We start from the raw sequence: 11,989 nt of genomic DNA, 5'->3' as shown, positions 1-11,989 counted from the left end.
AGGCAGGAGCAAGCTGCCTGCGTATGCCGGTCACACTAAGTCTGAATCAAGCCAGGTCTGAATCAAGGAGGAGTTGTTCATGACAGCAGCGGGAACACGTACAGACGGGGCGTTGGCGGGGGGCGGCCTGCTCGATCGTGAAAGGATCGTCGCAAGGCCCGGGTTCAATCGGTGGCTGGTGCCGCCGGCGGCGCTCGCCATTCATCTCTGCATCGGCATGGCCTATGGTTTCAGCGTCTTCTGGCTGCCGCTTTCTAAGTCGCTCGGGATCACGGCCTCGACGGCCTGCCCCGATCTGACACTTGCCTCGGCGCTGTTCACCACGACCTGCGACTGGCGCGTTGCCGACCTCGGCTGGATCTATACGCTGTTCTTCGTTCTGCTTGGTTCGTCCGCCGCCATCTGGGGCGGCTGGCTCGAGCGGGCCGGTCCGCGCAAGGCGGGCGTCGTTTCCGCCTGCTGCTGGTGCGGCGGCATCATTCTTGCCGCGATCGGCGTCATCACGCATCAGCTCTGGATGATGTGGCTCGGCGCCGGCGTCATCGGCGGCATCGGTCTCGGCCTCGGTTACATCTCGCCGGTCTCGACACTGATCAAATGGTTCCCCGACCGGCGCGGCATGGCGACCGGGATGGCGATCATGGGCTTCGGCGGCGGTGCGATGATCGGCGCCCCATTGGCCAACCTGTTGATGAATACCTTCAAGACCGACAGTTCGGTCGGCGTCTGGCAGACCTTCATCGTCATGGCGGTGATCTATTTCGTCTTCATGATGGGCGGCGCCTTCGGCTATCGCATTCCGCCGGCCGGCTGGCGTCCCGAGGGTTGGACGCCGCCTGCAGCCAAGAGCACGATGATCACCACCAAACATGTGCACCTGCGCAATGCCCACAGGACAAAACAGTTCTGGCTGATCTGGGCGGTGCTTTGCCTCAATGTTTCGGCCGGTATCGGCGTTCTCGGCATGGCCTCGCCGATGCTGCAGGAGATCTTCGCCGGCTCGCTGATCGGCCTGCCGGATGTCGGCTTCGCCCAGCTCGACGCCGGGCAGAAGGCATCGATCGCCACGATCGCCGCCGGTTTCGCCGGTTTGCTGTCGCTCTTCAATATCGGCGGGCGGTTCTTCTGGGCGTCGCTCTCCGACAAGATCGGCCGTAAGAATACCTATTATTGCTTCTTCGTCCTCGGCATCGTGCTCTATGCACTGGCGCCCACTTTCGCAGGCATGGGCAACAAGGCGCTGTTCGTTCTCTCCTTCGGCATCATCCTGTCGATGTACGGCGGCGGCTTTGCGACGATCCCGGCCTATCTTGCCGATATTTTCGGTACGCAGTTCGTCGGCGCCATCCACGGCCGGCTGCTGACGGCCTGGGCAACGGCAGGCATCGTCGGCCCCGTCGTCGTCAACTATATCCGCGAAGCGCAGATCGCCGCCGGCGTTGCGCCCGGGCCAACCCTCTATACCGGCACCATGTATATCCTCGCCGGAATGCTGGCGCTCGGGCTCATCGCCAATGCGCTGATCAAGCCGCTTTCGGACAAATGGTTCATGTCGGATGACGAGGTCGCTGCGCTGCAGGCGAAGTCGGCAGCTGTCAATGCCGGGCCGACCGGTTCCTTCGGCATCGGCACAGGCGGGCTGGACGCCAAGGCGATGCTTGCCTGGGCCGTCGTCGGCATTCCGCTGCTGTGGGGTGTCTGGGTGACGCTGAGGGCGACTTTCGCGCTGTTCGGATAAGCAAAAGTGCCGCCTCGCGGCGGCACAACCAATCCAGTGAGGCTGCCGTTTTCCTGCAGCCTGCTGCTTGTTCCGCAATAAAAAACCGCCCGTTACCGGGCGGTTTTCGGATATCCGAATTGTGCAAATGTCCAGATTATATTGGCCGGATCAGGCGACCAGTTCGTCCGTTTCGTTTTCCTTGAACATCTTGGCGAGGTTCAGGAAGCAGATCATGCCATTTTCCGAAGCAATAATGCCTTCGCAATAGGCGCGGTCGAAGGAGGCGGTCACCTCGGGCACCGGCTGGACCTGGCTGGAGGAGATGGTGAGAATATCCGAGACGCGGTCGACGAGCATGCCGATGACCATGCTGTGGACTTCGGCAACGACGATGGCGCTGCGCTCGTTGGCGACCGTGCTCTTCATGCCGAGCTTGAAAGCAAGATCGATGATCGGGATCACCGAGCCGCGCAGGTTCATGACACCGATGACATCGGCCGGCGCATGCGGGATCGGCGTCGATGGTGCCCAGCCGCGGATTTCGCGGATGGTCGTGGTCTTGACGCAGAATTCCTGATCATGCAGGCGGAAGGCAATAATTTCGAGCGTATCGCCGCTGAAGTTAGTCGAATTGATCGTGGCCATTAGAATTCTTCCCAACTATCGTAAGCCAGGGCAGAAGCGGATGCGCCACCATTGGCGCGGACAAGCTTTGCCTTCATACCACGCGATGGCTTTGCGCTCGGCGAAGCATCGTTACGGTTATCGATGACTTTAGCGAAAGAGTGTTGCCCAAATCTAAATTGAAAGACGAGATTGAGAAGGTTTTTAAGCTCGGATGAAGGCGAGGCAGTTTTGCTGCCGATCTCCTCGAGCCGATATTTTCGCAGTCAGGGTATTCCAGGCTTATCAGTGATCCCAAAGAAGAATTGCGCCGATTTACTCAGCTTATCGTCTTTTCGATCTGCGAGACCGCCCAATCGACCTGCTCTCTTGATATGACCAATGGCGGAGCGAGGCGAATCGTGTGGTCGTGGGTGTCCTTGGCGAGAAGACCGCGCTCCTTCAGCGCATGGCAATAGTGCCGTGCGCCGCCGGCTTCGGGTTCCAGCTCGATGGCCATCATCAGGCCGCGGCCGCGCACGTCCCTGACGATATTCGAGCGGATCGACCTGAGGCCTTCGAGGAAATAGTCGCCCATAACTGCGGCGTTCTCGATCATGCCCTCTTCCGTCAGCACCTTGAGTGCTGCGCGCGCCACTGCGCAGGCTAGCGGATTGCCGCCGAAGGTCGAGCCATGCTGGCCGGGCTGCAGCACGCCCAGAACCTCGGAATTCGAAAGCACGGCCGACACCGGATAGAAGCCGCCGGACAGCGCCTTGCCGATCAGCGTCACGTCGGCCTCGATGCCTTCGTGCTCCTCGGCCAGCAGTTTGCCGGTACGGCCGAGGCCCGTCTGGATCTCGTCGAGGATGAGGGTGACGTTGTTTGTCGTGCAAAGCTCGCGGATGCGGGTGAAATAGCCCGCCGGCGGGATGATGACGCCGGCTTCGCCCTGGATCGGCTCGATCAGGGCGGCCACGGTATTGCCGTTGATTGCGGCGGCGAAAGCCTCGGCATCGCCGAAGGGAATGATGCGGAAACCTGACGTGTAGGGGCCGAAACCGCTGCGGGCGTCGGGATCTGTCGAGAAGCTGATGATGCTCAGCGTCCGGCCATGGAAATTATCGGCGCAGACGATGATCTCCGCCTTGCCCTCCGGCACGCCCTTGACCTCATATCCCCATTTGCGCACCGCCTTGATAGCAGTCTCCACCGCTTCGGCACCGGAATTCATCGGCAGGATCTTGTGCGATCCGGTGAGAGCCGCGAGCTCTTCGTAGAGATAGGCGAGCTGATCGTTGCGGAAGGCGCGGGAGGTGAGCGTCAGCCTGCCCGCCTGCTCGACCATGGCGGCGAGGATCTTCGGATGGCAATGGCCCTGGTTGACGGCGGAATAGGCCGAGAGGCAATCGAGATAACGGTTGCCGTCGGTATCCCAGACATAAACACCTTCGCCGCGCGTCAGCACCACGTCGAGCGGCTTGTAGTTATGGGCGCCGAGCCGCTGTTCAGTGGCGATCAGTTTTTCCGAAGTGTTCATGGCCGTTCTCCCTCTAATCTTATTTCAACGCATGTCGTTATCGCAAAACCGCTGCACACTTTTGCTCGACATGCTCTTATGCAGCGCGTGTCGGGCGATCGAAGATGCGGCGGCCAAACAGGCTTGCCGTCAGCTCCACCAGGATGCGGGCGCTCTTGCCGCGATCGTCGAGAAACGGATTGAGCTCGACGAGATCGAGCGACGAGACGAGGCCGCTGTCCGAAAGCATTTCCATGACCAGATGCGCCTCGCGGAAAGTCGCACCGCCAGGCACCGTCGTGCCGACGCCGGGGGCAATCTCGGGATCGAGGAAATCGAGGTCGAGGCTGACATGCAGCAGGCCGTTCGCCTTGGTGACGACATCGAGGATCTCACGCATGATGGCGCCGATGCCCTGCTCGTCGATTGCGCGCATGTCGAAGACGTTGACGCCGTGTTCGTGGATTTCCTCGCGCTCGCGCGCATCGACCGAACGGATGCCGACCTGGAAGACATTCTTCGGGTCGACGAACGGACGGTCCTTCGGCAGGATGTCGGCGAACTCCGCCTCGCCGCAGAAGAAGGCGACCGGCATGCCGTGAATATTGCCGGAGGGCGACGTCGCCGGAGAATTGAAATCGGCATGGGCATCGAGCCAGAGGACGAAGAGCGGGCGGCCTTTGCTGGCGGCATAACGGGCCATGCCGGAAACGCTGCCCATGGAAAGGCTGTGGTCGCCGCCGAGAATGAGCGGGAAACGCCCGGCGGCGGCGACGTCGTGGACGCTGCTTTCGAGCGCGCGGGTGAAGGCGCCGACGATCCTCAGATTATGGGCCTTCGGGTGGTTCGGCAGGTCCATCGCCGGTACGATCCTGAGATCACCGAGATCGGCAACGTCATGGCCAAGCTCGATCAGCGTCTGGTCGACGCCGGCAATGCGCAGGGCCGCAGGGCCCATGGCAGCCCCTCTGCGGCCGGAGCCTTCTTCCAGCGGCGCGCCGATGAGGGTGACAGATCGCGATTGCGCTTTCATTTTGGAGGGCTCCGTGTTGAGGCCTATTTCGACCGATAGTGGGATAAAGGGCTGGCGGCAAAAAGATGGAAAAGTGTCAGAAATGGACTATGATTGAGCAGATTGATAAACCACTTTTGACAAAGTGATCAGCGTGGACGATCTCGACACCGAACTTTTGAGTGCACTTCGCCATAACGCCCGGATTTCCGTCTCCTCGCTTGCAGCGATGACCGGCGCATCGCGGGCAACGGTTGCCACCCGTATCGACCGGCTGGTGGCCAGCGGCACCATCGTCGGCTTCACCATCCGCACCGGCCATGAGACGCGCTCCGCCGGCGTGCGCGCCATCGTGATGATCGAGGTGCTCGGCAAGCTCGCCGACAGGGTGGCCGATCAGTTGCGGGGCCTGCCGCAGGTGCGCGCGCTTCACAGCACCAACGGCAAATGGGATTTCGTCGCCGAACTCGAGGACCGCGACCTTGCCGCCTTCGACGAGACGCTGCGCCGCATCCGGCTGATCAACGGCATCAATTCGACCGAGACCAACATCCTTCTCAAGACCAGCAAAACCGGTTTCTAAGCCGGGCTAGAGCTTTTGCATGCCGTCGGTCCAAAGCCGCTGCACAGCTTCGGGCGAGATGCATCAGTATTCCCGTTCGTAGACAATCCCGGCTTCGCCCTCACCGTTGCCACCGGCCCCTCCGCGCAGCTTGACGCCGCGGCCGACATCGAGGTTGATCACCGCCTTGGCGCCGGCCGAACCGCCCTGCTGCAATTCGAAATAGGTGCGGTCGTTGAGATAGCGGCCGACGCTGACGCTCGTCTGGCCCTTGGAATCGGTGCTGACGTCGAAATCGTCGACGCCGAGTTGGTTGCGCAGGCCTTCGAAAAGCGATGTCGAGCGGTTGCCGGCCAGCTGACTGACGGCGTCGGCGAGCTGGGCGATCTGCACCGGCGAGAGCTTCGACATCGACTGGCCGAAGATCAGCTGCGCCAGCACTTCGTCCTGCGGCAGTTCGGGCGAGGAGGAGAAGGTGATCGCGGGATCGGTGGCAAGGCCCGCAACGTCGACGGTCAGCGTCGTCGAGCCGGAGGCCGAGGTCGCTTCCATATCAAGCGCCGGCGTCAGATCGCCGACGAAGGTTATCCTGCTCTTGTCGGAGAAATCGAGGCGGCGGTTCAGAATGGTCAGGCGGCCGCGTCGCATGGTGAACCCGCCGGTGACGATGGGCGCTGCCGCCGTTCCGCGGATCGTTACCAGGCCGCCAAGCTCGGCATCGATGCCGCGGCCGCGCACGAAGATATGCGAGGGCGCGTCGATTTCGAGATCCAGCGTGATCACCGAGGATTTCTCGCCGGGTTTACGCTCGCCGTCATCGCGCAACTGCGCAAGCACCGCGCGCGGCGCATTCTTATGGCGGATGTCGATTTCTCTCAGCGAGGTCGGCAGTTTTTCCGGGACGGTGATCGAGGTCTTGTCCAGCCGCAACTTGCCGCTCAGCGTCGCATTGGTGATCGGACCGCGCAGGCCGAGTGTGCCGTTGACGGTGGAGACGACAAGGGTTCCATCGACATAGACCGCCTTGTCGAGTTTGATCGAAATGTCGGCGGGAAAGCCTCCGGCCGGCTGAATGCCGATGGTGCCGCTCACAGAAATCGTGCCGCCGCCGCCAAGGCTGCCGCTGAGGCGCGATATCACGGCCTGGTTGCCATTGAAGGTCACGGTCGCCGTCAGATTGTTGACGGCCAGATTGCGCCGGACGTCGACCAGCTTTGCGCCATTGGTCGAGACAGTGCCGTTGATGACGGGTGCTGCGGCCGTTCCGCTGATCTGCAGGTTGACGGTGGCGACGCCGTCCGCGACAAAGCCCTGTTGCGCAAGCGGGGCGCCAAGCACGGCGAAAGGAAGATTGCCTGTGAAGCGCATGTCGATGGCGCGAGCGCCGGTGATGACGACGCTGCCGCCGCCCTTAAGCGACATGCCAGCGTCACCGGCAAGGCTGGTGTCGACCGTCAGCCTGTTTTCGGCAAGTTTGCCTGATGCGCCGATGCTGAACGGCGAAAGGCCGGCACCTTTTGTCTGGCTCGTCGCTGCGTTCTTCCAGTCGACCTTGAAGTCGACGGAGGGCGCCGACAGCGCGCCGGTGGCCTTTGCGGTTGCCGAGACTGCGCCTTCGGCGGCAAGGCCGGGAACGAAGCCGTTGGCGATGCCGGCCGGAACATTGGTGGCGTTCGCCGTGACGTCGACCGAGCGGATCGAGGTGCCTGCGATCGAAAGTTTGCCGGCTGCTTTCAGCGCAATGCCGCCACCGCCGTTGAGGGCGGCATCGAAATCCAGCCTGTCACCGGCGTATTTTCCCGTCGCCGCCAACGCAAGGCGGGAGAGGCCGGCAGCCTTGGTGTGGCTGGTCGCGGCATCTTTCCAGTTCAGCTTGAAATCGACGATCGGATTTGCCGGGGTTCCCGACGTCACGGCGTTTGCCGAAAGCGTGCCTTCGGCGCCGAGACCAGGAACGAAGGCATTTGCGATATTTGCCGGCAGCGCCGGAATATCGGCATTGATCGAAAGGTCCCGGATGGCCGTTCCGGCGATCGTCACGCCGCCCGTCGCCTTGGCCAGCACGCCGTCCTTGCCGGCGAGATTGGCGTCGAAATCGACCCTGTCATTGACGAACTTGCCGGAAGCCGCAGCACTCAGGCCAGAAAGGCCGCTGCTCTTGGTCTGGGCGGTCGCGGCGTTCTTCCAGTCGAGCTTGAAGTCGACCGCCGGCTTCGGAAGCGCGCCAGAAGCGGATGCCGTCCCCGAGACGGTGCCTTCGGCGGCAAGACCCGGGACGAAGCTGTTGGCGAGGCCTGCAGGCAGGTTGGCAAGATCGGCCTTGACGTCAAGGTTGCGAACCGACGTGCCTGAAATCGCGACGTTGCCGGCGGCCTTCAGCGAAAGGCCGCCCTGGCCGGCGAGATTGGCATCGAAGTCGAGCCGGTTGTCGGCAAAGCGTCCGGATGCGGCAAGTGCCAGGCCTGAGAGATGAGCGCTTCGCGTCTGGCTGGTTGCAGCATCCGTCCAGTCGAGCTTGAAGTCGGCTTTCGGTGCGGTGGCTGTCCCGGCGGCGGACATGGTGCCTGATATCGTGCCGCCGGCCGCCAGTTCGGGAACGAAGGCATTTGCCAGACTGGCCGGAAGCTTTATGATTTCGGCATCGAGCTTGATGCTGTCGATCGTATTTCCGGCCAATGCGACATTGCCCTTGGCCTTCAGCGAGAGCTCTTTGTCGCCGCTGACTGCCGCGTTGAAATCAAGCTTGTTTTCGGCAAATTTTCCCGATGCTGTCACGCCGATCGCGGCAAGGCCGGCACGTTTCGTGTGGCTCGTTGCAGCATCTTTCCAATTGAGATCGAAATCGGCAGTGGGGGCGGAAAGCGACCCGGCGGCCGAGATCTTTCCGGAGATCGCGCCTTCGGCGGCGAGATCGGCGACGAAGCTGTTTGCAATGTTTGCCGGGATGTTTGCCAGCGCCGCATCGACCTTGACGTTGCCGATTGTCGTGCCCGTGATGGCGACATTGCCGTTTGCTGTCAGCGAGAGGCTGTTGGCGCCGACGATCCCCGTGTCGAAATCGAGCTTGTTATCCGCAAGTTTTCCTGATGCAGTCACGCCGAGCGCGGCAAGGCCGGCACGTTTCGTGTGGCTCGTCGCAGCGTCTTTCCAATTGAGATCGAAATCGGCACGCGGGGCGGAGAGCGATCCGCTGGCCGAGATCGTTCCGGAGACCGCGCCTTCGGCGGCGAGATCGGCGACGAAGCTGTTTGCGATATTTGCCGGAACATTCGCCAGTGCGGCGTCGACCGCGACGTTGCCGAGCGTCGCGCCTGTGATGGCGACATTGCCGTTTGCCTTCAGCGAGAGGCTGTTGGCGCCGCCGATCACCGTGTCGAAATCGAGCTTGTTGTCGGCGAATTTGCCGGATGCCTTGACGGCGAGCTCGGCAAGGCCGGCACGCTTCGTCTGGCTCGTCGCCGCACTTTTCCAGTCGAGATCGAAATTTGCGGTGGGATTGGCGAGGGAGCCGGATGCCGCCAGTTTTCCCGTAATCGTGCCTTCGGCGGCAAGATCGGCAACGAAACCGTTGGCGATGCGGGCAGGCAGATTGAGGATATCGGCGTTGACATCAAGCACCGGTGCCTTCGGGTCGGCGAGTGCGACATTGCCGGCGGCTTTCAGCGACAGGCCGTCAGTGCTGCCGACCGTCGTGTCGAAATCGAGCTTGTTGTCGGCAAATTTGCCGACGGCGGTGATGCCGATCGGTAGCAGACCCGCCCCCTTGGTCTGGCCCGTCGTCGCATCCTTCCAGTCGAGCTTGAAGTCGGCGACGGGTGCTGCCGGCGTTCCGGTCACGGCAATGGTTCCGGAGATCGTGCCGCCGGCTGACAGGTTCGGCACGAAACCGTTGGCAAGCGCTGCCGGCAGCTCGCGGATGTCTGCATCGATCTTCAGCGTTTCGCCGGCGGAACCGGTGACGGTCACCGAACCGGTGCCGGTCTTCAGGGTCAGTCCGTTCAGGCTGGCGGTACCGCCGCCGATGGCGACCTGGGTCGGTGCGGCAAGCTCGATCGGGATATTGCGGGGGCTTGCCGAGAAGCGATCAAAGTTCAGGTGCATCGTGCCGCCGGCCGCTTCGATATTGCCGGCGGCCAGCACGGGATTGCCGTCATAGGCAGCATCGAGATCGAAATCGGTATGGTCTTGCTGCTTGGTAAAATCGAGCGAAAGGCCGGCGAGCCTGTTCGTTCCGGCACTCACCTCCTCGGCCTTGACCGTGCCGTTTGCCGCAAGGGCTTTGAGATCACTGACCGTGACATCGATATCCGGCTTGACGATCGCAAGCGTATCACGGCGGATCGAGCCGCCGGTCGCAAGCAGCTTGAGCGCAATCCTGCCGCCATCGCTGCTGACGCCGAGCGACCCTTTGAGATCGCCTTCAGCCTTCTGTCCGCCGAGTGCGGCGAGCAGGCCGATAGTGGGGAAATCGAAGGTCAGCGCGCCTGTCGGCTCAAGGGAGGACGAGAATTCCACATTGCCGGTCAGCCGGTTGCCACCGATGTCGGCGGTCAGCGCCGGAATGCTCGTCTTGCCGTCCTGCGTGCGGATGTCGCCGTTGATGCCGATCGGCTGGCCGTCAATCGTGCCGGTGGCGGCGATCCTGCCCTGCGGGGCCTTGGGATCGGCGAGACCCGACAGGTCGATATTGAGATTGCCGAGCACGCGGTCGGCCATTTCAAGGCTGGGCGCCTTGAGATTGGCCGTGACGGAGATTGCCGGGAGCTCACCTCCCACTCTCAATGCATAACCCGCCCCGCCGCTGGCCCCGGGGATGAGCTTGCCGATGTCAGGCAGCCGGCCGGAGAGATCTGCGTTCAAGATCCCGCCGTCGAGCGCGACGTTGCCGGCGGCTTCGAGCGTGCCGGACTTCAGGACGAGGTTGGACAGCGCGAATTTCGACGGGATGGTGCCGACCACCTGGCTCTCGAGCGAGATCGGTCCGTCGAACCTGTCTGTTGCCGCAGCCGGCAGGGCTGCCGGGTTGATGGTGAGCTTGAGGTTGCCGGTCAGCGCTTGGTCTGTCAGCCGATAGGAACCGTTGAGGCCGCCGTTGATATTGGCGCTTTCGACGGTGGTGCCGTTGAAGCCGATGCCGGAGGGCGAGATCTGCAAGGGCGAGGCGATGGTGATCGGGCCTTGGACCGCACGATTGAGGTTCGGCTCGGCAAAGGTCGCGTCGCCGGCAACGAGGCGCAGCTGGATGCTGCCGGAACGCGCTGCGAGATTGAAGGCGTCGCTCTTCGCCGTCAGCTTGACGTTGCCGATATTGGCCTGCGGAAGGGTTGCGGCGTCGAGCGAGCCGCTGACGTTCAGTCGGGCCGCCTGCGCATCGCCTGTCAGTGCCAGGTTGAGGCCCGATATGAGGAAGCGCGCTTCGCCTTCGGCGAGCGGCCAGCGGAAATCGACAGGGCCCGACGTGCCGAGCAGATTGGCGTTCAGGCTGTTGTTGCCGGCCGGATCGAGGGTGCCCGAGGCGGCGATCACCACGCTGCCGGTGGCGATATTGCCGGTCTGGATATCGATCTTGCCGTGATTGTCGAAGGTGGCGGCAAGATCGATATTGGTCTGGCCGGCAAAAAGCGGCCGGAATGCCGATGGAAGCAGCGAGCTCAGGTCACCGCCGCCCTTGAGGTCGAGGTGGTGCAGCCCGTCTTCCGTAATCTGATGCCGGGCTTCGATTGCGGCGCGTTGCTGCCCGTCGAGGGCAGCCTGCAATTTGCCTTTCCAATCGGATATCGGCCCTTGGCCGTCGAGATCGATGTTGACAGCCGGGCTGTCCGGCAGGCCGAGAAAGCCCGCGAGCAGCCCGCCCTTCGGCTCGGACAGCTGCGCCTTCAGCCGCAGCCGGTTTTCGGCGGGCGCAAAAGCGATGTCGGCGGCAAGCCGCGCATTCGGAACCGCGTGACGGCTGACATTGACGATGGCCTCGCCGCCATCGGCGTTTGCTGAAAGGCTGCCTTCGGCGGCGAGCGCAAAGGCGCGACCGGCAAGCGGTGCGGCAAGTTTGATATCGGGCAGCGCGATGCGGTCTACATCGACTTTGATCGGAAGGCTGAATCCGCCGGAATTTTCAGCTTGGGGCCGCGAGGGCAGGGTGCGTACCGGCTTGCGCAGCACGTTGATCGCTTCGATCTCGAAGCGTTTGGCATGGAAGGTTCCGGTCAGCAGCGCAAGCGGATTCCAGTCGATCGCGACGCCATGAATTTCCGCAAAGACGCCCCTGGTGTCGGAGATGGAGATCTCGGCGGCGCGAAGTCCGCCGGTCAAAAGGCCTTGCGGTTCGCGAACCTCGATCGTCATGTCGCGATTGGACAGCGTGGAGGCTATCCTTTCGGTGACGATGCGGGCGCCAAAACTGGTGAAGCCGAAGATCGCCAGTGCTACGACCGCGAGAATCAACGTGGCGCCGACGACATAGCCGGTGAGCCGTACGATCCAGTTGACGATTTTTGTCAGCGTTTGCATCGGCGCGGACACTACCCCGTTTTCATGACGGCTCACAGATCGGAAAACACGAGCAGAATCGGCAAT

The 11,989-nt window shown here is 62.5% G+C and carries 6 protein-coding genes; 2 read left to right on the top strand and 4 right to left on the bottom strand.

Going from position 1 to position 11,989, the window contains the following annotated elements; all coding sequences use genetic code 11:
* Positions 1-79: 79 nt before the first annotated feature.
* Complete coding sequence (locus tag BS630_RS13080; RefSeq protein WP_077977803.1) at positions 80-1,738, top strand: OFA family MFS transporter; 1,659 nt, start codon at positions 80-82, stop codon at positions 1,736-1,738.
* Positions 1,739-1,888: 150 nt separating this feature from the next.
* Here the strand turns inward: BS630_RS13080 and BS630_RS13075 are convergent, their stop codons facing one another.
* From BS630_RS13075 to rocF, 3 genes are all read right to left on the bottom strand, one after another.
* Entirely contained in the window at positions 1,889-2,365 is a 477-nt protein-coding gene (locus tag BS630_RS13075; protein WP_077977802.1) for a chemotaxis protein CheW, read from the bottom strand.
* A 298-nt stretch (positions 2,366-2,663) separates the two neighbouring features.
* The gene (rocD, locus tag BS630_RS13065; protein ID WP_077977801.1) at positions 2,664-3,863 is read right to left on the bottom strand and encodes an ornithine--oxo-acid transaminase; all 1,200 of its coding nucleotides are present in this window, start codon (positions 3,861-3,863) and stop codon (positions 2,664-2,666) included.
* 76 nt (positions 3,864-3,939) lie between these two features.
* Positions 3,940-4,875, bottom strand: a complete 936-nt coding sequence (rocF, locus tag BS630_RS13060) for an arginase (protein WP_077977800.1) — start codon at positions 4,873-4,875, stop codon at positions 3,940-3,942.
* Between the two features lie 124 nt (positions 4,876-4,999).
* Here rocF and BS630_RS13055 point away from each other — a divergent pair, with 124 nt between their 5' ends.
* Positions 5,000-5,437: an Lrp/AsnC family transcriptional regulator gene (locus BS630_RS13055; protein ID WP_011653765.1), complete on the top strand. Its 438-nt coding sequence runs from the start codon at positions 5,000-5,002 to the stop codon at positions 5,435-5,437.
* 63 nt (positions 5,438-5,500) lie between these two features.
* Here the strand turns inward: BS630_RS13055 and BS630_RS13050 are convergent, their stop codons facing one another.
* A complete protein-coding gene (locus BS630_RS13050) occupies positions 5,501-11,923 on the bottom strand; it encodes a translocation/assembly module TamB domain-containing protein (protein ID WP_077977799.1) in 6,423 nt (2,140 codons plus the stop codon).
* Between the last annotated feature and the right edge of the window lie 66 nt (positions 11,924-11,989).

Source organism: Rhizobium laguerreae (assembly GCF_002008165.1).
In the GTDB taxonomy this organism is placed as follows: Bacteria; Pseudomonadota; Alphaproteobacteria; order Rhizobiales; family Rhizobiaceae; genus Rhizobium; species Rhizobium laguerreae.
Note: the sequence above shows the minus strand (reverse complement) of the source record. Positions and strands in the feature narration are given on the sequence as shown.

What these genes read in the sequence shown, in the direction of transcription:
- BS630_RS13080 (WP_077977803.1), top strand. Translation starts at nt 80, where the DNA reads ATGACAGCAGCGGGAACACGTACAGACGGGGCGTTGGCGGGGGGCGGC.
- BS630_RS13075 (WP_077977802.1), bottom strand. Translation starts at nt 2,365, where the DNA reads ATGGCCACGATCAATTCGACTAACTTCAGCGGCGATACGCTCGAAATT.
- rocD (WP_077977801.1), bottom strand. Translation starts at nt 3,863, where the DNA reads ATGAACACTTCGGAAAAACTGATCGCCACTGAACAGCGGCTCGGCGCC.
- rocF (WP_077977800.1), bottom strand. Translation starts at nt 4,875, where the DNA reads ATGAAAGCGCAATCGCGATCTGTCACCCTCATCGGCGCGCCGCTGGAA.
- BS630_RS13050 (WP_077977799.1), bottom strand. Translation starts at nt 11,923, where the DNA reads ATGCAAACGCTGACAAAAATCGTCAACTGGATCGTACGGCTCACCGGC.